This is a genomic window from Mesorhizobium sp. ORM8.1, assembly GCF_053005525.2.
Window position 1 is genome coordinate 3,607,619 of record NZ_CM132600.1, and the last position, 26,621, is coordinate 3,634,239.

Genomic DNA, 26,621 nt, shown 5'->3' on the forward strand with positions numbered 1-26,621 from the left:
TTAGTATACAAATGATATTCAGGTCAAGATCGTGGCGTAAAACAGCTTTCCAATCCAAGGCATATCCTTAGTCCTGGCATTTCGGGTTTCGGCAATGAATGAGAAATTTTCAGCGGCGGCTGGAAGCGTTGTGGCCGGCATCGATGTCGGCGGAACTTTTACCGACCTGCTTCTGATCGACGGCAAGGCGGGCGGCAAGGTGCATATCGCCAAGACGCCGACGACGGTTGAAAATCAGGCATTCGGCGTGGTCTCGGCGCTTGGCGCGACCGGTTTCCCGATCGACGGCATCGACCTTATCGTGCATGGCACGACGACCACCACCAACGCCGTTCTGGAACGGCGTCTGGCTAGGACCGGCATGATCACCACGCGCGGTTTTCGCGACGTGATCGAACTTGGACGGCGCACCCGGCCGCAACCCTATGGCATGACGGGAACCTTCGTGCCGATCATCCCGCGCGATCTCAGGCTGGAAGTGTCGGAGCGGGTCGAGGCGTCCGGCCCGGTCCGCATTCCGCTCGACGAAGCCGAGATGCGCGATGCGGTGAGGACGCTGCTTGCCGCCGGCTGCGAGTCGCTGGTCATCCATTTCCTGCATTCCTACGCCAATCCGGCGCATGAGCGGCGCGCGGTCGAGATCGCCGCCGAGCTTTGGCCGAACGGCCACATCACCGCCGGACATGCGCTGCTTTCGGAAGCACGTGAGTTCGAGCGCGGCGTGACGGCGGCGGTCAACGCTTCGGTGCAGCCGATCCTCGAACGCTATGTCGAGCGGCTGCGCAAGGAACTCGCGGCACAAGGCTATGCGCGCGACTTCCTGATCATGAACGGCAATGGCGGCATGATCTCGGCCCGCTTCGTCACGCTGGAATCGGCCAAGACCGTCATGTCGGGCCCGGCTTCCGGTGTGATCGCCGCCGCCTACAGCGGAAAACGCGCCGGCTTCGGCGACCTCGTCACCTACGACATGGGCGGCACCTCGACCGACGTGGCGCTGATCCGCAACGCCGAGCCCGCCGTGTCGAATGAGATCGAGATCGAATATGCGATGCCGATCCACGTGCCGATGGTGGCGGTGCATACGGTCGGCGCCGGCGGCGGCTCGATCGCGCGCGTCGACGCGGCCGGACTGATCCAGATCGGCCCGGAAAGCGCCGGCGCCAATCCCGGCCCGATCTGCTACGGGCGCGGCGGCACGCAGCCGACCATCACCGACGCCAATCTGGTGCTTGGGCGGCTGGCGCCGAAGAAGCTGCTCGCGGTCGACAATCCGGTTACCGTGGAGCGCGTCACCGGTATCTTCGAGGACAAGATCGGCAAACGCACCGGCCTTTCCGGCGTCGAGGCAGCAGGCGCGGTGCTCAGGCTGGGCAATATGAAGATGGCCGGCGCCATCCGCATGGTCTCGGTGTCGCGCGGCCATGACCCGCGCGATTTCGCGCTGTTTGCCTTCGGCGGCGCCGGACCGCTGCATGCGACAGCGCTTGCGCGCGAGCTCGGCCTGCCCAGAGTGCTGGTGCCGGCGCGGCCAGGCATCACCAACGCATTAGGCTGCGTCGTCGCCGATCTGCGGCACGACTTCGTCAACACCATCAACCAACCGGTGGGCGGGCTTGACGAAAGCCTTATCCATTCCGTCTTGGAACGGCACCTAAACGAAGGTGAAGCGCTGATTGCCAAGGAAGCGGTGAAGCCGGAGGAAATCCGCGTCACCCACTCCGCCGACATGCAGTTTGTCGGCCAGACGCACATCATCAACGTGCCGCTGCCGTCGTCATCGGTTTCACGAGAAACGCTGCAGCAGCTGTTCGAAAAAGCTTACTTCGCGCGCTTCAAGGTCGAGCTGCCGGAGATCCGCGCCAACCTCGTCAACCTCAACACCTCGGTCACCGGGGTGCGGCCGCAGATCGACCTGTCGCGGCTGATCGATCCGGCCGGGCGCGCGGCCACACTTGATGAAGCGCGGCGCGAGATCCGACCGGTCTGGTATGCCGGCCGCTGGCACGACACGCCGGTCTATGTTCGTGAAAAACTGCCGCTCGACTCGGTCATCGAAGGGCCGGCGATCCTGGAGCAGATGGACGCCACCACCGTGCTCGAACCCGGCGACCACGCGCGTTCGGATGCCGACGGCAACATCATCATCGACATCGGCGAGGCCTGAGATGCAAAAGCTCGACGCCATTACGCTTTCAGTCCTCCAGGCGGCTTTGCAGCAGGTCTGCGACGAGATGGACCTCACCTTCTCCCGCGCGGCCTTCTCGCCGGTGATCGCGGAAGCCAATGACCGCTCGGATGGCATCTATTCGGCCGTCGACGGCTCGCTGATCGCGCAAGGCAGCCAGGGTCTGCCGGTGTTCGTCGGCGTCATGCAATATTCGACCAGAACGGTGATCGAGATGATCGCCGACGGCCGTTGCCTCGCTCCGGAACCAGGCGACATCTACATCGTCAACGACCCCTATCTTGGCGGCACGCATCTGATGGATGTGCGCTTCGCCATGCCGGTCTACCGCGGCGGCAATATCTTCTGCTGGCTGTCCAACACCGGACATTGGCCAGATATCGGCGGCTCGGTGCCGGGCGGCTTTTCCGCCTCGGCCACCGCCGTCGAGCAGGAAGGCCTGCGGCTGCCGCCGGTCAAACTGTTCAAGAAGGGCGTGCTCGATCCGGAGATCTATGCCATCATCTGCTCGAACATCCGCGTCGCCGACCAGCGCATCGGTGACATCCGCGCGCAGGCGGCCGCCTTGCTGATCGGCCAGGACAGGCTCAATCAAATCCTGGATCGTTACGGTGACGAAACCGTCGTCGAGGCGATCGCCGAATTGCGCCGCCGCGCCGCCCACCAGATGCGCGCCTCGATCGCGGCGATACCGGACGGCACCTACCGCTCGCAGGCCTTCGTCGATTCCGACGGCGTGGTGAACGAGCCGTTGACCATCAATCTGGCGGTCGAGAAGAACGGCGACACGCTGACCTTCGATTTCACCGGCTCGTCAAAACCTTGCGCCGGGCCGATGAACAGCGTGCTGGCGACGACCTTGTCTTCGGTCTACCTCGCCATGCGGCATATTTTTCCGGACGTGCCGATCAGCGCCGGCGCCTTCGAACCGCTCAACGTCAAACGGCCGGAAGGCACGTTCCTCGACGCCAAATATCCGCGGCCCGTCTCGGGCTGCGCGGCGGAAGTCTCGCAGCGTATCGCGGAAGCCGTGTTCGCCGCCATGGTGCAGGCATTGCCTGAGAAGGTGACGGCGTCGCCCGCCGGCTCGAGCGGCAATTTCGCGCTCGGCGGCAACGACCCGGCGCGCGGCCGCGATTATGTCATGTACCAGATCTCGGGCGGCGGCTATGGCGGCAATGCCGGCCATGACGGCTTGAGCAATGGCTGCTCGACCATCGGCATTTCGAAATCGCCGCCGGTCGAGATCATGGAGCAGGCGTTTCCGGTGCTCTATCGGCATTACGCGCTGCGCGAAGGCTCGGGTGGCGCCGGCAAGCATCGCGGCGGCTTCGGGCTCGCCTATGAGGTGGAGATATTGCGAGGGGACGCCCGCGCGTCCTTCGTCATGGATCACGGCCGCTTCGGGCCGCAGGGTGCGCTTGGCGGCAAGGACGGCGCGCCGAACACCGTGACGGTGTTCCGTGGCGGCGAGGCGCATGTGCCGCCGCATCTTTCAAGGAACAGGACATTGCGCTCAAGGCCGGCGACCGCGTGCGCGTCGGCACGCCGGGCGGCGGCGGCTATGGCGATCCGCGCGAACGTGACCCGAAGCAGGTCGCCGAGGATGTCCGGCTTGGCTATTATACAGCCGAGCAGGCCAGGGAGATGTTCGGGTCCGACCCGGCTAACTAATCACGCCAGCTTTGCCAGCAGCCGCAGAAAAGTCGCGGCTTCCTTGGCGGTCAGCGGCGCCAGCGTTTCCTCGGTGATGGCGCGGGCCAGCGGGATCAGCCGCTCGATGGCCTGGCGGCCCTCCGGCGTCAAAGCGACCAGCAGCCGCCTTTTGTCGTGTTCGTGCTTGGTAAGGTCGACCAGGCCGCGTGCCTTCAGACGATCGATGACACCCTTGACCGTGGCCGCATCCATGGCGATCAGCGTGCCGAGCTGGTTCTGCGAGGTTTCGCCGATGTCGTAGAGCTTGGCCAAGGCGGCGAATTGCGGCGGTGTCAGATCGGCGATGTGCGCGGCGAAGATCGAGACATGGCGCTGATGCGCCTTGCGCAGGATGAAGCCGACCTGGTTCTGCAAGCGGTAATCAAGATCGTCAGGTTCTTCGGCCTCGACGAGCTTGAGCAGATTGTCCTCGCCGCTCATCGTAAGCCATCCCACGCCTTGATGTCCTTGGCCGCCAGGCCGCCCATGCGGTCGTGAACACGCGGGCCACAGGCCATGGCGAGGCAGAACAGGATTTCGTCGGGACGCGGACCGTCGCTGAGGCCGACCTCCATGGCGTCGAAATGGCTGCGCACATAGGCGGCGTTGGTGTGGCCGAGCGGCACGTCGAGCTTTGAACCGAAGGCGCCGACCTTGGTCGCCGACGGCACGATCGCCTTGGCGTCGCCAAGCCGCTCGCGCATGGCGTAGCCGCCCGGGACATGCCACAGCGCACCGTGCTCGAGTTCACCGGACGTACCGATGATGGTGCCCTTGCCGTAGCCGTCGATCTGCTTCACGTCGCCGCCCAGTGCGGCAATGAGCTTGTCGGTGAGCAGCAGGCCAAGCGGCTTCAGATCGTCCATGGCGCTCTGCAGCTCTTCCACGTAACGGCCGGCGTACGGGTTCTTGACCAACGCCACGGCCGCGGCGCGTTGGCGTGGGGCCGCTGCGAGCGGCCCGCCATCGTGAAAGATCTCCTCGGTCAAAACCGCGATCTTGCGGATCGGAAACTCAGGCATGCGCAACTTCCTTCCCTGGATTTTTGTTGGGCGCGGCAAGCGCCATGGAACCACTGATGCGGGCTTCCCCGCCAAGAAACAGCGCCGAGGCGGCAATCAAGCCGCGCCGGCGAAAATCTTCGGCGACAGCGAAGCCATTGTCCAGCGCCCGCGCCACCTCGCCAAGTGCAAGCGCGCCGACGGCTTGTGTCACCAGCCGTGTGCCGAGATCGCTGTCGGGCGCCAATTCTTGCGCAGGAATGCGCTTGATGGCGGCATTACCGGGCAGGTCGACGGCGTTGGCAATGAGCGTTGCCGCCGCGTCGGCCTCGGCGCCGGTGCGCGCCAGCACGGTGACGGCGTCGGCAATGCCAAGCGAGAAGGAGCGGCCGCGCCAGCCGCTGGTGGCAACGCCGCGCACGCCGTCTGCTGAGCGAATGGTGATGCGGTCGGCCATACCGTTGCCGGTACCGGCGATCGCCAGGTTCATGGACTGGTCCTTGCCGATATGGAGAGCGCTGTCGCCGCCATTGTTGACATAGGCGCGATCGAGCTTGCGACCGGCAAGCAGTGCGGCGAGCATTTCGTCGGCTACCGATCCTGCCACGGCGGCCATCGGTGTTATGAAGCATTCCGCCAGCGGCGTGACGGCTGCTTCCATGCGGCGCGCCGTCGGACCGTCAAAGGTGCGCGGCGCCAGGAAAAATGCCGGCAGCCGCAATTCAGGAAGCTCCTTGACCAGTTCGATCAGGATCGTCTGGAAGCGCTCGATGGCCTGGGTGTAGGCGGCGCGACACTCATCCGCCTCGCCGAAAGCTTCGACGATCAGGTCGATCGGCCCATGGTTGAGATGGAGCCGCTTGCCGTCCTGCAGCCAGTGCGCTTGCGGGCCCTGCATCAGCCGGCACCGTTCGCCGCGGCGCGCCGCAGTTGCGCCAATGGCGGCCAGGGATTGTTGACCGGCGCGCCGGTGTTGCTGCGCGGATTGAGGTATTCACCGCCCCTGGCAAGGATATCCTCGACGCTGCGGATTTCGCTCTCATAGCCGCCCAGCCGGACATAGTCGTCGCGGCGCATGGTGAATTCGATCGGCGCGACCAAAGCCGGGGTCGGCACATAGCCGAAAGCGCCTTCCGGCACGCGGGTGACATCGACCATCAGCGTGATGCCGCCGCCTGGCCAGACATAGACTGGCGCGCCGCCGACCGTGACATAGGTCTTCAAGCCTTGCACCGAACGCGTCAGGTTGACCGGGTTCTCGGTAACGCCGGCGCGCAGCGAACCGCCGGCGCCGCCGATGAACAGCACGGTGCACAACGCCGGCTCGCAATTGTCCTCGATCAGGCCGACGGATTTCTGCAGCCGCTCCGGGAACGGCTTTTCGACCGGCTTCAGATCGTCATCGAGTTCGTAATAGGCGAATTGCTCGCCGGTGGTCGAAACCATCAGCAGCGACAGGCCGGGGCGCGCGCCCTTCTTGGCGTTCCAGTCGCCGAGGATCGACAGCGGGTCGGAAATCGAAGTGCCACCCCAACCGAGGCCAGGCTCCGACACCTTGAAATAACGGCCCGGCGTCGAGCGGCGGCCGACGATCTTGATGCCCGTGTTCTCCCAGCCCAGCACCTTGCCGGCCTGATGCTCGGAGACGACGCCGGTGATGTGGTCGTCGACCACCACCACCTCGTCGACCAGCCCGCGCCATTGGGTGGCGAACATGCCGATGGTGGCCGAACCGCAGCCGACGCGCATGCGGTGCTCGATCTTGCCGTCGATAACCGGCGCCTTGCCGGCCTCGACGATGACCGTCGCGCCGCCGTCGATGGTGAGCTCCACCGGCTTGCGGTTGCATAGGTTGAGCAGCGCATCGCAAGTCGCGCGTCCCTCGGCTTTCGAGCCGCCGGTGAGGTGATGGACGCCGCCGAGCGACAGCATCTGCGAGCCGTATTCCCCGGTGGTGACGTGGCCGATCGCCTCGCCTGCGGCGCGCACGATCGCCGTCTCGTCGCCGATGTGACGGTCGGTATCGATCTTCACCTTGACGCCGCAGTAGGAGAAGATGCCTTCGGTGACGACGGTGACGAGATCGACGCCCTCGACCTCCTGGCTGACGATGAAGGGCGCCGGCTTATAATCCGGATAGGTGGTGCCGGCGCCGATGGCGGTGACGAAGCGGCGGCCGGAGTTGACCAGTTCGCCGTCCCATTCCTCGCCCTCCGCGACGAACGGCACCACCGCGCCGCCAGTCTCGGCCGCGTGGTCGAGGATGGTCAGTGGGTCCATGCGCACGATACGGCCGCCAACATTGCCGTAGCGATCGCAGGCGCCGGTGCGGCCGTCGGCGACGTAGCACATGACCGGGCAGGCATCACAGCGGATCTTCTCCGCCACCTGCTTTTCGCCGGGATCATGGGTTTCGAAACGTTCGGCGAGCTCGCTCATCGGCGCGCCTCCTTGTCGTGGATTGCCGCCAGGATACGGCTCGGCGTTGCCGGCACCTTAGTCACCAGCACGCCGGTGGCGTGGCGGATTGCGTTGAGAATCGCCGGCGCGGTCGGGATCAGCACATGCTCGCCCAGGCCCTTGGCGCCGAACGGACCTTCCGGGTCCGGAACCTCGACCAGTATGTGCTCGATCGGCGGCACGTCGCCGATGGTCGGGATGAGATAATCGTGCAGGTTCTCGGTGCGGCCGGGGATGTATTCCTCCATCAGCGCCATGCCGATGCCTTGCGCGATGCCGCCCTCGATCTGACCCTCGACCAGCATCGGGTTGATCGCCTTGCCGACATCATGCGCGGCGGTGATCCTGATAAGCCTCACCGTGCCGAGCTTGAGATCGACCTCGAGCTCGGCAATCTGCGCGCCATAGCCGTAGACGGCGTAAGGCTTGCCCTGGCCCTTGGCGTCGAGCGGCAGCGTCGGCGGGTCGTAGGTTTCCTCGGCAATGAAGACCAGACCGTCGGCATCGGCCTTCAACGCCGACAGATCGATGCGCCGCGCCGCATCGCCCTCGCGGATGGAAAGGCTGGAGCCATCGAGCGCGATCGTCGCTTCGCCCGAGACGTTGGCGAAGCGCAGGATCTTTTCACGCAAGGCGCGGCCGGCTTTTTCAGCCGCCTTGCCGGTCACGAAGGTCTGGCGCGATGCCGATGTTTTGCCGGCGTCGGGGGTGATGGCGGTGTCGGCGCTCTTCAGCCGGAACCGTTCGAGCGGCAGGCCGAGCGCGTCGGCGCAGATCTGGGTGATGACCGTGTTCGAGCCCTGGCCGATATCGACCGCGCCCTGATGCAATATGACCTCGCCTGAGGTCGAGATGCCGACCTTGATGGTCGACGGATTGGGCAGCGAGGTGTTGCCGCAGCCATACCAGCAGGAAGCGACGCCAACGCCGCGTTTGCTGGCCGTGCTGGTCGCGTTGAAGGCTTCGGTTTCGGCGCAAGCGCGCGCCCAATGCGGCTGAAGCTGCTCCAGGCACGCGCCAATGCCGACGCCTGACTCCAGGCGCTGCCCGGTCACCGTCTCGCAGCCATCGCGCAGGCAGTTCTTCAAGCGGAAATCGAGCCGGTCGATGCCGAGCTTGCCGGCGAGCTCGTCATAAAGCGTCTCCTGCATGATGGTGGCCTGCGGCACGCCGAAGCCACGAAAGGCGCCAGCGATCGGGCCATTGGTGTGGATGGCGTAGCCCGTCGCCCGGTAGTTCGGCGTGGCATAGGGGCCGGATGCATGCACCGGCACGCGGTTGGCGACGGTCGGACCCCAGCTCGCATAGGCGCCGGTGTTGAAATCACCTTCAAAGACCATGCCGGTGACGCGGCCGTCGGTATCGGTGCCGATGGTCGCCTTCATCTCGGCCGGATGGCGCTTGGTGGTCGACATCATCGATTCGTTGCGCGTGTAGGCAAGGGCCGCCGGCCGGCCCGTCTTCATCGCCACGAGGCCGATGAGCGGCTGCAACGAAACGTCGAGCTTGGAGCCAAAGCCGCCGCCGGTGGCGGTCGGCACGATGCGGACTTTTTCGACGGGAAGGCCGAGCACCTTGGCCGTGTCATCGCGGTCCATGTAGGGCGCCTGGGTGCAGGCGACGACGACGAGCGTGTCGCCATCCATATAAGCGTAGCCGGCTTCCGGTTCGATATAGGCATGCTCGACAAAGGAGGTCTCGATGGCGCCCGACGCCGTGACGGCGGCGCTGGCGAGCGCGCCATCGGGATCGCCACGTTCGACATAGCCGGAGGTGAGCAGGTTCGCCGGGCGATGCTGGTGGATCAGAGCAGCACCTTCGGCTGTCGCCTCGCGCGGCTGCAGCAGATGCGGCCGTTCGGTCCAGACGATCGGAAAATCGGTGAGATCAAGATCGAGGATCGCCTCGCGCTCGCCGGCCACCAGCGCCACGGCCTCGCCACGCAGGCGGGCAAAACCTTCGGCCAGCGCCGGCTGGTCGGCAAAGGGGCCGATGACGCCAAAGCAGTTCTTGCCGGGGATATCGGCGGCGGTAAAGATACCGGCAATGCCGGGATGCGCCTTCGTCCAGGCGCCGAGGTCGCCGAAGCTGAAGCCGGCATGATAGTGCGGCGAGCGGACCACCAGCACCGACAACGCATCGGTCGGGAAGCTATCGCCGCCGAATTTCTCGTCGCCGGTAACCTTTGGCACGCCATCGAGCCGGATCGGCGAGGCGCCGACGGCGTGGCCAACTTCAGGCAGGCGAAGATCGACGCCGTTCATATGTTTCGAGGCCTGCATCACCGCCGCGACGATTTTCCGATAACCCGTGCAGCGGCAGAGCACGCCGCCCAGCGCGTCCTGCGTCTCGGCCTCGCTGGGGGTGGGGTTGTGCTCCAGCAGCGCCGTGGCCGCCACCAGCAGGCCCGGCGTGCAGATGCCGCATTGTGCAGCGCCGTGCTCCAGGAAGGAGGCTTGCAACGCCGAAAGCCTGCCATTGGCGAGACCCTCGACCGTGGTGACCGAAGCGCCCGACACGGAAGCGGCCGGGACCAGGCAGGCGCAGACGGGATTGCCATCGACCAGCACCGTGCAGGCGCCGCAATCGCCGGCATCGCAACCGACCTTGGTGCCGGTGAGCCGCAACTCGTCACGCAAAACCTGGGACAGCCGCCTGACCGGCGCCACCGAGACGCTAACGCCGGCGCCATTGACCTCAAAAGCGATGTCGGCGCGTTCCATGCCTGATTGGGCCATACTCATGCGGCCACCTTGCCTTCGCTCGGGCCGATAGCGGCGCGCACTGCGCGGGCGACGATCTCGCGCGCAGCGTCCAGCCGGTATTCGGCGCTGCCGCGCACATCGGCGATCGGTGCCAGTTCCTCGATCGGCGCGCACAGTACCGCATCGGCGAGCGCGGCCGTGGCAGGTAGCCCACGCAACGCCGCCTCGACGCCGGCAAGACGGCGGGCGACGGCGGAACAGGCGCCGACGGCGATTGCCGCATCGGCGACCACGCCACCCTCGATTACCAGTCGCACTGCTGCCATGGCTATGGAAATGACCAGGTAGCGCCGCGCGCCGAGCTTGACGAAGGACGACACCCCTGTGGCGGAGCGCTTCGGCACACGGATCGCCGTAACCATCTCACCCGGTTGCAGCCCGGTGCGGCGATTGCCGAGGATGAATTCGCCAAGCGGCAGTTGGCGGGTCGCCTGCGCGGACCTCAGCTCGACATCGGCGTCGAGCACCAGCAGCGCCGGCACGCCATCCGCTGCCGGCGAGGCGTTGCAAAGATTGCCGGCAACCGAGGCGACATTCTGGATCTGGACTGAGCCAACCTCACGCGCGGCCGCCTTCAACGCATCGAATGCCGCCGGCAGCGGCTGGCGGACAATGTCGGTCCAGGTGGTGCGGGCGCCGATGCGCCAGTGCTCGTCCGTCTCGGCGATGCCGCGCAAAGCTGCCAGACCATTGATATCGAGGATGTTGTCACGGAAAGGTTTTACGCCCTGCGCGGGATAGAAATCCGTGCCGCCGGCAAGAATGCGCCAGCGGTCCTCGCCAAGCAAGGCGAGCGCCTCGTCGACCGTGGTGGGTTTCGCGTAACGGATCACGCTTTGCCTTCCCAATCTGGGCCTTCCCCGAATTGGCCCGCCCAAAGCGCCTTGCCGTGGGCCTTCCGCCGGCATCGAGACCTGTCAAATTCATTCGTATGCAAATGATATCAGGCCGACTGGAATTGTCAAAGCAAGAGTTCGCGCCCGCGCCTGGCCAAGTCGCGCTGAACGCATTTGTTATCCCGTCGGAGGTTGACGCCGCCGGCCATCTGGTCAAGGTTCTGCCTCCGGTCGCGCGAGCGGCTTTCTTGACTGGAGCCCGAGCCGAAACCAGAGGGAGGCCGCATGGCTGAAGAAGCGCTCATCGTCATCGACCTGCAGAACGATTTTTGTCCCGGCGGCGCGCTTGCGGTCGCCGGCGGCGACGAGATCGTGCCGTTGGTCAACGACCTGATCCGCCATAGCGAACATGTGGTCCTGACCCAGGACTGGCATCCAGCCGGACATTCGAGCTTCGCTTCCAGCCATCCCGGCAAGCAGCCTTTCGAAACCATCGAAATGCCCTATGGGCCGCAGACGCTGTGGCCGGATCATTGCATCCAGGGCAGCCTTGGCTCCGATTTTCATTCGGGGCTTGCCTGGACCAAGGCGGAACTGGTGATCCGCAAGGGGTTCCGCACCGCGATCGATAGCTATTCGGCCTTCTTCGAGAACGACCATGCGACGCCGACCGGCCTCGGCGGCTATCTCAAGGAACGCGGCATCGACACGATCACGCTGGTCGGGCTTGCCACCGATTTCTGCGTCGCCTTCTCGGCGCTCGACGCCGTGAAGCAGGGTTTCAAGACCACGGTGCGGCTCGACGCCTGCCGCGGCATCGACCTCAACGGCTCGGTCGATGCGATGCTGGAGCGCATGCGCGAAGCCGGCGTGACGCTCGAAGATCATTCCTCGGAATGAACTGACTGTGAGGCAAAGGGGGAGCTTCACCACATTGACCAAGAAACTGGTGGCCGGCTTGGCCACCGCTGCCTTCGTCATGCCGGTGTATCCGGCTTTCGCTGCTGAAAATCACGAACTGCCGGGCGCTGCCATGTCGCTCTGGTGGACGCTGCCCTTTGCCGGCCTGCTTTTGTCGATTGCGTCCGGGCCGCTGCTGTTTCCCCATCTCTGGGAACATCACTATGGCAAGATCGCCGCCGGATGGGCGACGCTGGTGGTGGTTCCACTGGCGGTCGCCTTCGGGGGTCCGATAGCCGGCGAGGCGGTGCTGCATACGCTGCTGACGGAATATCTTTCCTTCATCATCCTGCTCTTCGCGCTCTACACGATTTCCGGCGGCATCCTGCTTGCCGGCAACATCCACGGCACGCCGCTGGTCAATGCCGGGCTGCTGTTGATCGGCGCGATGCTGGCCTCGGTCATCGGCACCACAGGCGCCTCGATGATCCTGATCCGGCCGATCCTGCGCGCCAATGACAACCGGCCGTTCAACGCGCATGTGGTGATCTTCTTCATCTTCCTGGTCTCCAACATCGGCGGCTCGCTGACGCCGCTCGGCGATCCGCCGCTGTTCGTCGGCTTCCTGCGCGGTGTCGATTTCTTCTGGACGACGGTGCACATCCTGCCCGACACGCTGTTCGTCGGCGGCCTGGTGCTGGCGGTCTTCCTGGCGATCGACATCGTCCTGCACCGCCGCGAAGCCGGCGCGCCGAAGATCAAGGACCCGACGCCGGATTCGAAAGTGCGCCTCCGCGGCCTGCCCAATTTGCCGCTGCTCGCCGGCGTGATCGGCGCCATCCTGCTTTCAGCAAGCTGGAAACCCGGCATCAGCATCCCGGTCTTCGGCGTCGAGCTGGAATTGCAGAACCTCGTGCGCGACGCGATCATCCTGATCCTTGCCTTCGTCTCGCTCGCCGTATCCCGCAAGGAGTACCGCGCCGCCAACGGCTTCAACTGGGGACCGATCGCCGAAGTGGCAAAACTCTTTGCCGGCATCTTCATCTGCATCGTGCCGGTGGTCGCCATCCTGCGCGCCGGGCCTGGCGGTGCGCTGGCGCCGCTGGTGTCGCTGGTGACCTCGGCCAATGGCCAGCCCAACGACGTCGCCTATTTCTGGCTGACCGGGGCGCTGTCGTCCTTCCTCGACAACGCGCCGACCTATCTGGTGTTCTTCGAGCTTGCCGGCGGCGATGCGAGACACCTGATGACCGAGGCCGCCTCGACGCTCGCCGCGATTTCGGCCGGCGCCGTTTTCATGGGCGCCAACACCTATATCGGCAACGCGCCGAACTTCATGGTCTATGCGATCGCCCGCCACGGCGGGGTGAAGATGCCCGGCTTCTTCGGCTACATGGCGTGGTCGGGCCTCGTGCTGGTCCCGATTTTTCTGATCGCGGGTTTTTTGTTCTTTTAGCCGACGCCGACATAGCGCCGGACGGCCGACGGATCGGCGCGCAATGCCTCGACATCGACCGTCTCGCGGTTCCGGCCATTTTCGATGAAGCAAACCCGATCGGCGACCGAGAGCACAGCATCGACGCGCTGCTCGACCAGGATGGTCGAGACGCCGAGATCGCGCAGTTTCGCCACCGTCTCGCGGATCTTGGCGATCATCGTCGGCATCAATCCTTCGGTCGGTTCGTCGAGCAACAGCACCTGTGGTTCGAGGCAGAGCGCGCGCGCCATGGCCAGCATCTGCTGCTCGCCGCCGGACAGCGTGCCGGAGCGCTGCCTGAGGCGCTCACGCAGCAATGGGAAGAGGTCCAGCACGCTTTCACGTGTCGCCCTGCCCTTGCCGCGCGCCATGAGGCCGATCTCGATGTTTTCGGCAACCGTCATCTCGGCGAACAATCGCCGGCCCTGCGGTACATAGGCGACGCCGGCCTTCGGCACATCATGCGCGGCAAGCCCGGTCAGCTCCTTGCCGCCCAGTTTGATCGATCCGGCTGCCGCCGGCACCAGCCCCATGATGGCCTTGAGTGTCGTCGTCTTGCCGGCGCCGTTGCGGCCGAAGAGACACAGCACCTCGCCCTTGTTCAACACGAGATCGAGGCCGTAAAGCACCTGGACCTCGCCATAGAAGCAGTCCAGCCCGGCGATCCGCAATGCTTCCGTCTTGCTCGTCTCCGTCATGTTGGTTTCAATCATGGGGCGGTCCCCAGATAGGCTTCCTGCACCGCCGCGTTTTCACGGATCTCTTCCGGCGTGCCTTCGGCCAGGATCCTGCCGGCATTGAAGACGGTGATGCGGTCGGCCAATTGCATGACGACAGGCATGTTGTGTTCGATCAACAGCACCGTGGCGTCCTTGGCGATCTCGCGCACCAGGGTGATGAAATTGTCGATCTCGCTGTCGGCCAGCCCCTGCGTCGGCTCGTCGAGGATCAGCAGGCGTGGCTTCAGTGCCAGACCCATCGCCACCTCCAGCAAACGCTGGTGGCCGTAGGACAACTGCCCTGCCGGCATGTGGGCGCGGTCGGCCAGGCCGGTGCATTCGAGCGCCGCCATGACAGCGGCCTGGATCGCGCTCTTGGAATAGCCATGCCGCAGTGTCAGTTGCACGGGCAGCGCGACGTTGGCGTAGACGGACAGGTTGGCATAGATGCTGGTGATCTGGAACGTGTAGGCGATGCCCATGCGGACGCGGGCATAGGCCGGCAGGCCCGTGATATCGGCGCCGTCGAAGACGATCATGCCGGCAGACGGCTGGATGCGGCCGCTGATCAGGCTGACGAAGGTGGTCTTCCCCGCTCCGTTGGGGCCGATGACCGCGCGGATTTCGCCCGGCATCAGCGCGAAGTCGACGTTGTCGACCGCACGCAGCCCGCCGAAATTGCGCGACAGGCCCTTGGTCGTCAAAAGCGGCGTCATGGCAGCCACCCGAGCCAGCGCTGGCGGATGCTGCCAAGAATACCTTTGGGAAAAACAGCACCAGAAGGATGAGAGCCATGCCGACGATCAGCAGGTAGGCGGAGGTGAAGCCGCTGGTGATGTCTGTGACATAGTACATGAACAGCGTGCCGACGAGCGGCCCGAGCGCTGTCGCGGCGCCGCCGAGCAGCACCCACAGCAAGGGCAGGATCGAGTATTGCACGCCGGCGAAGCTCGAGCCGACATAGCCGAACAGCAACGCATAAGCCGCCCCCGAAGCCGCGCAGATGGCGCCCGAGGCGACGACCGCGACAAGCTTGTTGGCGACCGTGTCGTAGCCGAGCATTTTGGTACGTTCCTCGTTCTCGCGGATAGCGACCAGAACGCGGCCGAAGCGGGAGCGGACGATCGCCAAAGTGACGAGCAGCACGACCGAAAACAGCGCCAGCGCGCTCATGTAGCGCACAGTCGGATTGGTAAGGTCGAAGGAAGCGCCGCCGATCGCAATCACCCGCGATGCCTGCTGGATGACCAGGCCCTGATCGCCGCCGGTCCAGGCGGCGAAATAGAGGATGAGCAGGAAAAAACCTGCGCGAACATCATGGTGACGATCATGAACGCCACGCCGGAGGTGCGCAGCGCCAGCAGGCCAATGACCAAAGCCAGCAGCGCGCCGCATGCGGTGCCCGCGACAAAGGCTTCCGGCACGCCCCAGCCGAGATGGTAGACGGTCAAGCCCGCACCATAGAGGCCGGCGGAAAAGAACATCGCGTGACCGAGGCTGAGCAGGCCGACATAGCCGAACAGAAGATTGTAGCCCATGGCGAAGACGGCCAGCGCCATGATGCGGGCAAAGAGACCCTGGTGATAATCCGGCAGGACGAAGTTCAGCGCGAACAGAAGCGCGATGACGCCGATATGCAGGGCATAGATTTTTGCCGGCGCAGCATCCTTCATCGCTGCTGGGTCCCGAACAGCCCTTGCGGCCGGAACACCAGCACCATGGCGACGACCAGCGTGGCGATGATCTTGGCCAGCGTCGGCGAGAAGAACATCGAGACGATGCCGTCGGACAGGCCGATCAGGATGCCGGCAACCACGGTGCCGCGCAGCGAGCCGAGGCCGCCGATGATGACGACGATGAAGGACAGCAGCAGCGGATCCTGCCCCATCAGATAATGCGCCTGGCTGATCGGCACAATCAGCACGGCGGCGATCGCCGCCAGCATGGCGCCGACGGCGAAGACGCCGGCATAGACGCGCTCGACCGGAATGCCGAAGGCTTGCGCCGTCTCGCGGTCGTACTGGGTGGCGCGCATGATCAAGCCGATTTTCGTGCGGGTCAGCACCAGCCAGGTGATGACAAGCAGAACGGCTGAGGCCGCAACGATCGAGAGCTTGTAGCCGGAATAGCCGAACCACGGCAAAAGGATGCGGTAGCTGAACGGCGGCTCGACGGGGCGCGCCTCGGGGCCGTAGAAGGTCAGCGCCAGCTGCTGGATGATGTAGAGCATGCCGATGGTGGCGACGATGGTGGCTTCCGGATTGTAGTTCAGCCGGCGCAGCACCAGGCGCTCGGCGACCAGCGCAATCGCGCCGACGATCAGCGGCGCCAGCACCAGCGCCGCCAGGAAGCCGAGCGTCGGATGGCCCGGTATCGCGGTCGAGATCGCCCAGGCCAGCACGGCGCCCAGCATGAAAAACTCGCCATGCGCGACATTGACGACACGCATGACGCCGAACACCAGCGACAGCCCGAGCGCCGTCAGCGCGAGTACGGCGGAAGTGACGAGGCCTTCGAGGGCGGCGAGGAGGAGGTGGGGACCGAAATGCATGGGCTACACGCAGGCCAGTGCCAAGCGCACCCCCTCTGCCCTGCCGGGCATCTCCCCCTCAAGGGGGAGATTGGATGTCACCAAGGCTTTCGCCAATGGCCAAAGCAGGTGGATAAGTGCCGTCGCAAAAGCTGCCAATCTCCCCCTTGAGGGGGAGATGTCCGGCAGGACAGAGGGGGTGGCTTGGCGCTCACGCTTGCTAGCTGGCTAATCCTACAGCGCCTGCGTCGTGTAATCCCCCTCAGCCTCGTAGAGCCCGTCCTCGATCTTGGTCTTGTGCACGACCTTCAGCTTGCCACCTTCGACCTTGGAGATGTTCTGGATGCCGAAACACTGGTGGATCTTGCCGTTGAAGGTTTTCGCTCCCTGCGGATGCTCCGGCCCTTCGGCGAACTCTTTCAGCGCCTCTGTCGCCTCGACCAGCTTGGCGCGGTCTTCCGGGCCCTTGTAGCCGGCGTCTTCCATCGCCTTCTTGACGACGTAGAGCGTTTCCCAGCAGCCGAACATGTGCGCGGCGGTGGAGACGTCCTTGGGGTCGCCGACGGCGGCGCCATTGTCGTCGATGCCGACGGCGGCGCGGTAGGCCTTCTGCGCGGCGGTATCGTCAGGCTGGGCGTAACGCGGCGAGCCTTCCCAGAAATGGCTGCCGTCGAGGAATTCGAGACCAGGGCTGTTGATGTCGGTTGCCTCGAGCGGATCGATGAAGCCGAACAGCTGCGGCCGCTGCGAGCCGTAGAACTCGCCGAGTTCCTTGACGAAGGTGAGCACCGCCGGGCCGACCATGACGTGATAGATCACTTCGGTCTCAGCCGGAATCTGCGGAAAGTATTTGGTGAAGGAGCTCTCCGTCGGCGGGATGGCGATCTGCGCGATGACCTCGGCGCCTTGCGCCTTCAGCGCCGGCGGCAGGTAATCGCGATGGTCGTAGCCGAAAGCGAAGTCGGGGAAGATCTGCGTCACCTTCTTGCCGGCGTTGGCGGCGATCCACGGCGCCATCGACTGGATCTGGCTCTTCACATCGGTGATGCCGGGCTGGAAGACGTAGCGGTTGAGCTTGGTCGAGGCGACGTGGTGGCCTTCGCTGACGACGAAATAGGGGATCTTGTTTTCACCGGCGGCCGGCGCCGAGCCGATCACGACATGCGAGAACAAAGTGCCGAAGACGATGTCGGTCTTGTGCTGCTTGGCGAATTTGGCGACCACCTCGGCGCCGCGCGCCGGATCAGTGCCGTCGTCCTCGATGACCAGCTCGACCTGGCGGCCGCCGATGCCGCCGGCATCGTTGATGGCCTTGACGGCGGCGGCGCTCGTCTTTTCGTACCAGCGGCCATAGGCGGCGCCGATGCCGGTGCGGTGCGACTGGAAGCCGATCTTGATCGGCGCCGAGCTTGCGCCTGGCTGTAGCGGACGAAGCCTGGCGCGAGTGCCAAGCCGGCGCCGGCGGCGATGCCCTTCAGCGCGGTGCGGCGCGAAAGCGTCGTCTTGGAAAGATCGAAAAATCCGTTCTTGTCGGCCATGTCCGTTCCCCTGTTTTTTTCAGTCTTGACCAGCGATAAGGCGGCTAAACCATCCCCTTGAGGAGGACGGGAAAATTGCATGTGTACAAACTAAATCACCAAAGCCTTGGCCTGGCAAGCGAGCTTTACCCGACGGCATTGGAGGCGCGCCCTTGTCTCATCCGGCGGTCGGCGTGGCAAGCAACCACAGGCCGAAGATCGTGTAGGCGATCATCAAAAGAGTAAGCGGCAGTTGGCTGCGCGCGGCGCGAGAAGGCTGGCCGTACAGCCGCCAGGCAAGACCGTGCGCGACAAGCACGGCCAGCACATGGCCGGCTATGATGACACCGGCCTGCAGGTTCCACAGCCACCAGGCCGACCGGGCGCCGGCGACGACGCCTGCTTCGACCATCATATCTGCGGTGCCGAACAGGTTCCAACCCCGCGACAGCGGATCGGAGAGCGCGACCAGCGCGTACTGGCCATCGACCATCAGCGCGGTGACGTAGTGCGCGATGTGATAAGCAAGCGCGATCGGCACGATCGACCATACCAGCAGGCCGGCGGCGTCCTTGAATGAACTGATATCACCGGCAAGACGTTGGCCAAGAAGGACGGCCAGCGCGAACACCACTGCCAGCAGGACGAAGGTCAGCACGAGGCCGAAACTGCCGATGCCGATGAGCGCGGTGCGACCGGGAAACTCCAGCGGGTTGACGCCGAACAAGCCAAGCCAGAAGAAGGTCTTCGACAGACCGTCGAAGGATACCGACGACAGCGCCAATAGAAGAAAGGCCATGCCGCTCAATGGCAATGGTTCGGCGGCAAGCAGTCCGGCGCCCGGCCATGCCAGCGAGAGGCGGCCTTGTTCGCGCTGGAAAGGCGCAAAGCGGGCGACCATGGCGAAGAAGATGCTCAGGAATTCGCCACGCCGGCTCCAGTTCGCGTAGCCGAATGCCAGCATGGCGATGAAGCTCGCCAGCCAGTAGAGGCCGGCGGCGTATGCCAGGCGTGCTGGATCGTCGGGCGCCGGGTCGACCAGCTCGAACCAGGCGAAGGCGAAGAACAGGGCGAAGGCCGGCCAGAAGCCGAGCCATGCGGGTAGACGCGGGGGCTGCGCTTCACGGAGGCCGAGGACCCGGGCCGCGACGCGGTACGGCCCGTACCACGGATTGAGCCATGCCCAAAGGTTGCCGAGGACGCCCTGAAGGAGGGTGAAACCGGCCCAAAGCAGCGTCCAGATCGCCAGCGGCAGCGGATTGGAGAGCGGATCGCGACTGCCGAAGAGGCCAGCGGTGATGAGGATTGCAAAGCCGGCGAAAGAAATCAGGCTGATGACGGTGCGGAGGCGGTCGTCGAATGAGAAAAGCGGAAGGCGCTTGCGCCAGAAACGGTCGAAGGCCGCGGGCGGCAGCAGCGCCAGCACGAGGAAGCTGATGGCTACAGCGAGTGCGCCACCAGCGATGTAGTAGCCGGTCGGCAGGAGAAGGACGTGGCCGCGATCGGAGGCGTGGGCGAAGGCGGGGGTGGGAAGGAGGAAGGCGACAAAGATGTAAGCCAACCAGGAAAGCTGGCGCTCTACGGCCCCCCTCTCTGTCCTGCCGGACATCTCCCCCTCAAGGGGGAGATTATCTTGTCATCTCCGCCTTCGCCAATCTTCAGGGCTGCAAGGGAAGCGCCGGCAGTGAAGCTGCCAATCTCCCCCTTGAGGGGGAGATGTCCGGCAGGACAGAGAGGGGGGCGAAGGAACTCAGCCTATCCAACTTTGCTGTCCCGCTTGGCGATGTCAGGCTTGGTGGCGCCTCACACCTTCACCAATTGCTCCACCCGTCCCTTCTCGCCGAAAATCCTCAGATACCGCTTGATCTCTTTCGCATCCCCGGTCGCCTTGGCGGGATTGTCCGACAGCTTCACCGCCGGCCTGCCGTTGGCTTCCGTCACCTTGCAGACCAGCGATATGGCGTCGAGGCTGTCGGTCTCGGTCGGGGCGCAGCCTTCGAAATCGTTGGTGAGGTTGGTGCCCCAGCCGAAGGACATGCGCACTTTGCCACGGAAATGCCTGTAGGTCTCCTCGATGGTCTCGACCTCGAGACCGTCGGAGAAGATCAGCAGCTTCTGCTTCGGGTCCTTGCCCTTCTTGCGCCACCAGTCGATGATTTTTTCGCCGCCCTCGATCGGCGGCGCGCTGTCGGGGCGGAAGCCGGTCCAGTCGGCGATCCAGTCCGGCGCATCGCGCAGGAACGCGGCGGTGCCAAAAGTGTCTGGCAGCACGATCAAGAGATTGCCGCCATAGTAGCGCTGCCAGTCCTGCAGCACCTTGTAGGGCGCCTCGCGCAGCTCCTCCTCGGAATTGGCAAGGGCAGCGAACACCATCGGCAATTCATGCGCGTTGGTGCCCAGGGCCTCGAGATCGTTGTCCATGGCCAGGAGCACGTTGGAGGTGCCGGTGAAGGCCTCGCCGATGCCTTCCTTCAACGCCTCCACGCACCAGCGCTGCCACAGGAAGGAGTGGCGCCGGCGTGTGCCGAAATCGGAGATGCGGATGCCGGGCAGCGCCTTCAGCCGTTCGGTCTTGGCCCACATCTTGGCCTTGGCACGGGCATAGAGCACGTCGAGCGCGAACGGCCCATAGGAGCGCATCGCCGCGCGCGAGCGGAGCTCATTGATGATGGCAAGCGCCGGGATCTCCCACAGCGTGGTGTACATCCAAGGGCCGGGAAAGGAGAGCTCGTACTGGCCATCGCGCTTGGAAAGCTCGTATGGCGGCAGCCTGAAACCTTCCAGCCAGGCGAGGAACTCCGGCTCGAAGATCTGCTTGCGGCCGTAGAAATTGTTGCCGCCCAGCCAGATCATTTCCTTCTTGGAGAAACGCAGCGTGCGGGCATGGTCGAGCTGCTCGCGCAATTCGCCCTCGTCGATCTGGTCGGCAAGGCGCACCGAGGTCGTGCGGTTGATCAGCGAAAAGGTGGCGTCGACCTTGGGGTACATGCCCCAGATCATCTGCAGCATCAGAAGCTTGTAGAAGTCGGTGTCGAGCAGGCTGCGGACGATCGGGTCGAGCTTCCAGGTGTGATTGTAGACGCGCCGCGCTATATCGGTTCTTGCCATGCCTGCTGCCGCCTTCGCTGCTCGCCCTCAAAGCGTGTCGCACAGGAGCACGCTTCGGGTGTTGAATTTAGCCAATCGCTCTTAGCATCGAATTTTTGAATGCGCTGCCCGCTTTACAAGCTGGCCCGACAAAAAAGGCTGCCCCAGTCCAGCCTTCATTACGCGATCCTGGCGCCAATCACCTTGAGCGACGGGCGTTTCCTGCGGCTCGGCACGCGGCCGGCCACCGGCGCGTTGGCGCGGCTGTCCGCCTCTTCCTTCTCGGCAAACAGCCAGTCGATGAACAGCTGCACGATCGGCGCCGAGCGCATTTCGTTGCGGCAGACGACATAAAAATCGTCGACCGCCGGCACCGACAGGCTGAACGGCGCCACCAGCAAACCCCTGGCAAGCAGCGTGCTGGCGGTGACGGAATCGCCAAGCGCCACGCCATGGCCATGCACGGCGGCCTCGATCGCCGTGCGCGCATCGCCAAGATGGTGACGGCGGCCGCGCTCGAGGTCCAGCCCGTCGGCGGCGGCCAGCCAGGTGTGCCACTCGCGCCCGTCATCGCCATGCAGGAAGACATGGTCGGCGAGGTCGCGGATGCCGCGGATCGGCCGGTTGTTGATTAGTGTCGGGCTGACGACCGGGAACAGCTCGAGGCCGGACCATTTGCGCATCCAGCAATCGCTCCAGCTGCCATCGCCATAGAGCACGCAGACATCGACCTGCGGCGAACGGATGTCGCGGGCCTCGTTCGACGGGATCAGCGTCAGCCTGATGTCGGGATATTGCGCCATGAAGCTGCCGAGCCGCGGCGTCATCCAAAGCAGCAACAGCGCCGGCACGCAGGACACCGACAACGCGCCGGCGCTCGCCGGCCGGGTCATGCGCTGGGTGGCGGCGGCGATGCCGTCGAAGGCCGTCGACACCGCCGGCAGCAGCTCGGCGCCGTGCGGCGTGAGCTTGACGCGCTGCCCGGTTCGCTCAAACAGCCTGACTCCGAGCGATTGTTCCAACGCCTTGATCTGATGACTGATGGCGCCATGCGTGACATTGAGCTCGCCTGCCGCCTTGGTCAGCGAGGCATGGCGCGCCGTGGCCTCAAAGGCGCGCAGCGGGTTCAGGGGTGGTAGGCGCTTGGCCATGGACAGCTCGCTACTTTGTGAGATTTCCTCACAGGAAGGACCCTAACAATATCAATTGATTTTTCAAAGCCGCTGCCCGACACTTTTGTCCGGAACAGCTTTCAAGAGACGTGAAATCCGCTGGGGCAGCGGGCAACGATCCAGCCAGAGGCGGTTGGCGTGGCAACGATCCATGCGGGCAGCAAGCAGAGGAGGACCGAACATGGGTTACGATCGCGGCAAGCTCGAAGCGTTGCGCCGCAAATATGGCGAGAGCCATGGCGGCGAGATGTTCGACCCGAAATTCCGCAAGGTCGCCGACAAGATCTTCAACAAATCGGGCACAAGGCTGGCGCCCTATTCCGGGATCCCAACCTTCCTCGCCGCGCCCTATCGTGAAATCGCGGCCGAGAATCCCGATTTCGGCGATCTGCAGGTGGCGATGATCGGCGTGCCGATGGACCTCGGCGTCACCAATCGCCCCGGCTCGCGCTTCGGCCCCCGCGCGCTGCGCACCATCGAGCGCATCGGCCCTTACAATCATGTGCTGGAATGCGCGCCGACGCATGAGCTTCGCGTCGCCGACATCGGCGATGTGCCGTTCCGCAGCCGCTACCGGCTGGAGATCAGCCATGAGGACATCGAACGCCGTACAAACCAGATCGTCGATGCCGGCGTGCTGCCGCTTTCGGTCGGCGGCGACCATTCGATCAGCCATCCGATCCTGAAGGCGGTCGGCAAAAAAGCGCCGGTCGGCATGATCCATATCGACGCGCATTGCGACACCAGCGGCCTGTTCGACATGACCAAGTTCCATCACGGCGGACCGTTCCGCAACGCGGTGCTGGACGGCGTGCTCGACCCGACGCGCACGATCCAGATCGGCATCCGCGGCGCGGCCGAATATCTGTGGGAGTTCACCTACGAATCCGGCATGACGGTGGTGCATGCCGAGGAAGTGACCGGGCTCGGCATGCCGGCGATCATCGAGAAGGCGCGCAAGATTGTCGGCGACGGACCGACCTACATCTCCTTCGACGTCGACAGCATCGATCCGGCCTTCGCGCCGGGCACCGGCACGCCGGAAGTCGGAGGGCTGACGACGCGCGAAGTGCTCGAACTGCTGCGCGGGCTCAAGGGCTCAACATCGTCGGCGGCGACGTCGTCGAAGTGGCGCCGCAATATGACGCCACCACCAACACCGCCCATGTCGGCGCCCAGGTCCTGTTCGAGATCCTGAGCCTGATGGTGTTCAGCCCCGCAATCAAGAGGGGCTGACGACTTGTTTTCACGCAATTCCGGACGGAGGATTACGGCGAAGTCGCCGAACTTAACCGCGTCACACTTTTCCTGGAATTGCTCAAACCTATACGGCCGCCGCGCGCTGGAGCCGGCGGCCGGATGCAACAACAAGCTTCCAGCAGGGGAACCACAATGACTCTTAGCAACGCACTGAAATCCGCAGTCGCGGCAGCCATGATACTCGGCGCCGCCGGCCTTGCCACGCAGGCGAAAGCCGACGCCGTCGACGACATCACCAAGGCCGGCGCTATCAACGTCGGCATCTTCTCGGACTTCCCGCCTTTCTCCTCGGCCAGCGCCGATATGAGCATCAAGGGCTATGACGTCGACGTGGCGCAGGCGATCGCCGATTCACTCAAGGTGAAGCTCAACCTGGTCAGCGTTACCGGCCAGAACCGCATCCCGTATCTCACCGACAAGCGCGTCGATATCCTGATGAGCGTCGGCTATTCCAAGGAACGCGAGCAGGTCATCGACTTTGCCGCCGCCTACGCGCCCTACTACATCGCGGTTATCGGGCCGAAAGCAATGGCCGTGAAAGGCAAGGAAGACCTCGCCGACAAGTCGATCGCCGTCAATCGCGGCACGCTGGAGGACACCTCGCTGACCGCGGCGGCGCCGGCATCGGCCGATATCAAGCGCTTCGATAACTACAATTCGGTGATCCAGGCCTTCATCTCGGGCCAGACGCAGCTGATGGTGGTCGGCAACGATGTCGGCGCGCAGGTGCTGGCCAAGCAGGACGCGCTGCAGCCGGAGCAGAAATTCCAGCTGCTCACCTCGCCCTCGCATATCGGCCTCAACAAGAACGAGGACCGGCTGAAGAAGGCGGTGAACGATGCGGTCGCCAAGATGCTGGCCGACGGCAAGCTGGACGAAAGCTCCAAGGCCTGGCTGAAGACCCCGCTCAATCCCGACAACCTCAAGGATTGAGTTCCCGTGGCCTTTGGCTGGCTTGCAGGCGCGCTGGGTGACATCGCGAGAGGAGCGGCCACGACGGTCCTGTTGATCGTCGTGACCACGCTTTTGGGCACGCTGCTCAGCATCCTCGGTGCCGCCGGCCGGCGCAACGGCCCGGTACTCCTGAAGCGAGCCATCGCGGTCTATGTCGAGGTGATGCGCAACACGCCGTTCCTGGTGCAGTTGTTCTTCATCTTCTTCGGCCTGCCCAGCCTCGGCATCCGGCTCGACCCGATCCTGGCCGCCATGCTGGCGATGACGCTCAACATGGCGGCCTACACGATCGAGATCGTCGGCGCCGGGCTCGATGCCGTGCCGCGCGGCCAGACGGAGGCCGCGCTCGCACTCGGGCTTCGGCCCCGGCAGGTGTTCATCAAAATCGTGCTGCCGCAGGCGCTGAAGGTGATTTATCCAGCGCTGACCAGCCAGATCGTCATCATGATGCTGGAATCGGCCGTCGTGTCGCAGATCGCGGTGCGCGAGCTGACCTACGAGGCCGACATGCTGCAGGCGCGCACCTTCCGTTCCTTCGAGACCTATTTTGTCGTGACGCTGGTCTATCTCGGCCTGTCGATGGCGCTGCGCCGGCTGCTGGTCACAGGTGGACGCCGCGTGTTGGGGGCAGGCGTGTCATGATCGAGTTCACCTTCTGGGACATCGTCCGCAACCTCCTGCTTGCGGCGCGCTGGACGGTGCTGTTGTCGCTGGCGGCTTTCGTCGGCGGCGCGCTGGTCGGGCTGATCGTGCTGTTCTTCCGCATCGCCAAGGCCAAGTGGAGCCGGCGCATCGCCTCGGGTTACATCGCGCTGTTCCAGGGCACGCCGCTTTTGATGCAGCTGTTCCTGATGTTCTTCGGCCTGCCGATGCTGGGCCTGCGCATCGAGCCGTGGACGGCCGCCGTGCTCGGCCTCACCTTCTTTGCCAGCGCCTATCTGGCCGAGATCTGGCGCAGCGGCGTCGATGCGCTGCCGCGCGGACAATGGGACGCCGGCGCCAGCCTCGGGCTGCATTATCTGCAGGAACTCAGGCTGATCATCCTGCCGCAGGCTTTCTCGATCACGCGGGCGCCGACCGTCGGGTTCCTGGTGCAGCTCATCAAGTCGACGGCGCTGACCTCGATCATCGGCTTCGAGGAACTGGTCAGGACTTCCAACGCCATCAACAACGCCACCTTCGAGCCATTCAAGGTCTACGGTTTGGTGGCGCTGATCTTCTTCGTCCTGTGTTTTCCGCTGACGCAATATGCCCGCCGGCTGGAACGCGCCTCCGCGCACTGAGCCGCCGAGCATGTTGTGTCGACCGGCATCGACGGCGACGACACGGAGTGATTTCGGCATCGACTTGGCCGGCCGCTGAAGGCTGGCGGCGGGCATCATCGCGCAGGCAGCACTCGAATGAAGGCGACACGTGGGGAAGCCAGTCGGTAGCTCCAGCGCTTTACATCTCCAGTCGAGAACCTAGTTTTAGGTTTTCGCGCCGCGCAGGTTTGTGCGTGGATGATCGAGAACAGGACCGTGAACTCTGGACCGGTCCTCCAAAAACTCCCGAAAGGATGGCTGTTATGACACAGGCCAAGAATGGCGACACCGTGCGCATCAACTATACTGGACGTTTGGCCGACGGCACTCAATTCGATTCTTCCGGCAGTGAACCGCTGCAATTCACACTGGGTGAGGGACAGCTGATCCCCGGCCTTGAAACCTATGTCGAGGGCATGGAGGTCGGCACGAAAAGCACCGTCACCGTTTCCGCCGACGACGCCTACGGCCCCCATCGCCCCGAAGCGGTCGTAACCATCGACCGCGCCAGCGTGCCGGAAAACATCAACGTTGACATCGGCACTCGATTGCAGGCCAAAACCCGCGACGGGCGCCCCATGCCGGTAACAGTCGTCGGCGTGGACGACGCCAGCGTCAAGCTCGATGGCAATCATCCGTTGGCCGGAAAGGACCTGGTGTTCGACGTTGAACTGGTCGAGATCGTTCAGGCGGCGTAGTCCAGCGTCAACGCTGAATCACGACCGAAAGTTCGGGTCACCGGCTGGCCAGGCACAA

Annotated in this window: 19 protein-coding genes and 4 pseudogenes; 9 read left to right on the forward strand and 14 right to left on the reverse strand. The window is 64.4% G+C overall.

Annotated elements, in window-relative coordinates; all coding sequences use genetic code 11:
* Nucleotides 1-94 precede the first annotated feature (94 nt).
* Together ACVDG8_RS18020 and ACVDG8_RS18025 are read left to right on the forward strand one after the other, a co-directional pair.
* The gene (locus tag ACVDG8_RS18020) at nucleotides 95-2,167 is read left to right on the forward strand and encodes a hydantoinase/oxoprolinase family protein (RefSeq protein WP_447255881.1); all 2,073 of its coding nucleotides are present in this window, start codon (nucleotides 95-97) and stop codon (nucleotides 2,165-2,167) included.
* 1 nt (nucleotide 2,168) lies between these two features.
* A pseudogene (locus ACVDG8_RS18025) lies at nucleotides 2,169-3,862 on the forward strand (hydantoinase B/oxoprolinase family protein).
* On the opposite strand, the gene ACVDG8_RS18030 reads toward ACVDG8_RS18025, so the two are convergent.
* Genes ACVDG8_RS18030 through ACVDG8_RS18055 form a run of 6 tightly spaced genes read right to left on the reverse strand, consistent with a single transcriptional unit; the run spans nucleotide 3,863 to nucleotide 10,942 of the window.
* Nucleotides 3,863-4,324, reverse strand: a complete 462-nt coding sequence (locus ACVDG8_RS18030) for a MarR family winged helix-turn-helix transcriptional regulator (protein ID WP_447255883.1) — start codon at nucleotides 4,322-4,324, stop codon at nucleotides 3,863-3,865.
* On the reverse strand, nucleotides 4,321-4,905 hold the full coding sequence (locus ACVDG8_RS18035) for an amino acid synthesis family protein (protein WP_447255884.1): 585 nt from the start codon (nucleotides 4,903-4,905) through the stop codon (nucleotides 4,321-4,323). Before ACVDG8_RS18035 ends, ACVDG8_RS18030 begins: the two co-directional genes overlap by 4 nt.
* Entirely contained in the window at nucleotides 4,898-5,782 is an 885-nt protein-coding gene (locus ACVDG8_RS18040; protein WP_447255885.1) for a UPF0280 family protein, read from the reverse strand. The genes ACVDG8_RS18035 and ACVDG8_RS18040 overlap by 8 nt, the downstream gene beginning before the upstream one ends.
* Nucleotides 5,782-7,323 carry a 6-hydroxynicotinate reductase gene (locus ACVDG8_RS18045; protein WP_447255886.1) on the reverse strand — a complete coding sequence of 514 codons (1,542 nt, stop codon included), beginning with the start codon at nucleotides 7,321-7,323 and terminating at the stop codon, nucleotides 5,782-5,784. The genes ACVDG8_RS18040 and ACVDG8_RS18045 overlap by 1 nt, the downstream gene beginning before the upstream one ends.
* Entirely contained in the window at nucleotides 7,320-10,088 is a 2,769-nt protein-coding gene (locus ACVDG8_RS18050; RefSeq protein WP_447255887.1) for a molybdopterin-dependent oxidoreductase, read from the reverse strand. Before ACVDG8_RS18050 ends, ACVDG8_RS18045 begins: the two co-directional genes overlap by 4 nt.
* Complete coding sequence (locus tag ACVDG8_RS18055; RefSeq protein WP_447255888.1) at nucleotides 10,085-10,942, reverse strand: FAD binding domain-containing protein; 858 nt, start codon at nucleotides 10,940-10,942, stop codon at nucleotides 10,085-10,087. Before ACVDG8_RS18055 ends, ACVDG8_RS18050 begins: the two co-directional genes overlap by 4 nt.
* Before the next feature lie 288 nt (nucleotides 10,943-11,230).
* Here ACVDG8_RS18055 and pncA point away from each other — a divergent pair, with 288 nt between their 5' ends.
* Together pncA and ACVDG8_RS18065 are read left to right on the forward strand one after the other, a co-directional pair.
* On the forward strand, nucleotides 11,231-11,845 hold the full coding sequence (gene pncA, locus ACVDG8_RS18060; protein WP_447255889.1) for a bifunctional nicotinamidase/pyrazinamidase: 615 nt from the start codon (nucleotides 11,231-11,233) through the stop codon (nucleotides 11,843-11,845).
* A gap of 79 nt (nucleotides 11,846-11,924) precedes the next feature.
* Nucleotides 11,925-13,301 (forward strand): sodium:proton antiporter, encoded by a 1,377-nt coding sequence (locus tag ACVDG8_RS18065; RefSeq protein ID WP_447257376.1) that lies wholly within the window; start codon nucleotides 11,925-11,927, stop codon nucleotides 13,299-13,301.
* On the opposite strand, the gene ACVDG8_RS18070 is transcribed toward ACVDG8_RS18065, so the two are convergent.
* The 8 genes and pseudogenes from ACVDG8_RS18070 to gcvA all read right to left on the reverse strand — a co-directional run bounded on the left by ACVDG8_RS18070 (nucleotide 13,298) and on the right by gcvA (nucleotide 22,326).
* Complete coding sequence (locus tag ACVDG8_RS18070; protein WP_447257377.1) at nucleotides 13,298-14,020, reverse strand: ABC transporter ATP-binding protein; 723 nt, start codon at nucleotides 14,018-14,020, stop codon at nucleotides 13,298-13,300. The genes ACVDG8_RS18065 and ACVDG8_RS18070 overlap by 4 nt on opposite strands.
* A gap of 11 nt (nucleotides 14,021-14,031) precedes the next feature.
* The gene (locus ACVDG8_RS18075) at nucleotides 14,032-14,757 is read right to left on the reverse strand and encodes an ABC transporter ATP-binding protein (RefSeq protein ID WP_447255890.1); all 726 of its coding nucleotides are present in this window, start codon (nucleotides 14,755-14,757) and stop codon (nucleotides 14,032-14,034) included.
* A pseudogene (locus ACVDG8_RS18080) lies at nucleotides 14,754-15,714 on the reverse strand (branched-chain amino acid ABC transporter permease). The gene ACVDG8_RS18075 and the pseudogene ACVDG8_RS18080 overlap by 4 nt, the downstream one beginning before the upstream one ends.
* Nucleotides 15,711-16,592, reverse strand: coding sequence for a branched-chain amino acid ABC transporter permease (locus tag ACVDG8_RS18085; protein WP_447255891.1), 882 nt, complete (start codon nucleotides 16,590-16,592; stop codon nucleotides 15,711-15,713). The pseudogene ACVDG8_RS18080 and the gene ACVDG8_RS18085 overlap by 4 nt, the downstream one beginning before the upstream one ends.
* 213 nt (nucleotides 16,593-16,805) lie before the next feature.
* Nucleotides 16,806-18,109 (reverse strand): annotated as a pseudogene (locus ACVDG8_RS18090) (ABC transporter substrate-binding protein).
* Between the two features lie 157 nt (nucleotides 18,110-18,266).
* Nucleotides 18,267-19,697 (reverse strand): hypothetical protein, encoded by a 1,431-nt coding sequence (locus tag ACVDG8_RS18095; RefSeq protein ID WP_447255893.1) that lies wholly within the window; start codon nucleotides 19,695-19,697, stop codon nucleotides 18,267-18,269.
* Nucleotides 19,698-19,891: 194 nt separating this feature from the next.
* Nucleotides 19,892-21,196, reverse strand: coding sequence for a nicotinate phosphoribosyltransferase (gene pncB, locus ACVDG8_RS18100; RefSeq protein ID WP_447255894.1), 1,305 nt, complete (start codon nucleotides 21,194-21,196; stop codon nucleotides 19,892-19,894).
* Nucleotides 21,197-21,354: 158 nt separating this feature from the next.
* On the reverse strand, nucleotides 21,355-22,326 hold the full coding sequence (gene gcvA / locus ACVDG8_RS18105) for a transcriptional regulator GcvA (protein ID WP_447255895.1): 972 nt from the start codon (nucleotides 22,324-22,326) through the stop codon (nucleotides 21,355-21,357).
* 202 nt (nucleotides 22,327-22,528) lie between these two features.
* On the opposite strand from gcvA, the pseudogene speB reads away from it, so the two are divergent.
* The 5 genes and pseudogenes from speB (at nucleotide 22,529) to ACVDG8_RS18130 (ending at nucleotide 26,563) form a co-directional block, all read left to right on the forward strand.
* A pseudogene (gene speB / locus ACVDG8_RS18110) lies at nucleotides 22,529-23,583 on the forward strand (agmatinase).
* A gap of 156 nt (nucleotides 23,584-23,739) precedes the next feature.
* A complete protein-coding gene (locus ACVDG8_RS18115; protein ID WP_447255897.1) occupies nucleotides 23,740-24,540 on the forward strand; it encodes a transporter substrate-binding domain-containing protein in 801 nt (266 codons plus the stop codon).
* 6 nt (nucleotides 24,541-24,546) lie between these two features.
* Nucleotides 24,547-25,203: an amino acid ABC transporter permease gene (locus ACVDG8_RS18120; RefSeq protein ID WP_447255898.1), complete on the forward strand. Its 657-nt coding sequence runs from the start codon at nucleotides 24,547-24,549 to the stop codon at nucleotides 25,201-25,203.
* Nucleotides 25,200-25,844: an amino acid ABC transporter permease gene (locus ACVDG8_RS18125; RefSeq protein ID WP_447255899.1), complete on the forward strand. Its 645-nt coding sequence runs from the start codon at nucleotides 25,200-25,202 to the stop codon at nucleotides 25,842-25,844. The genes ACVDG8_RS18120 and ACVDG8_RS18125 overlap by 4 nt, the downstream gene beginning before the upstream one ends.
* A gap of 284 nt (nucleotides 25,845-26,128) precedes the next feature.
* Nucleotides 26,129-26,563, forward strand: a complete 435-nt coding sequence (locus tag ACVDG8_RS18130) for an FKBP-type peptidyl-prolyl cis-trans isomerase (RefSeq protein ID WP_447255900.1) — start codon at nucleotides 26,129-26,131, stop codon at nucleotides 26,561-26,563.
* Nucleotides 26,564-26,621: the final 58 nt, after the last annotated feature.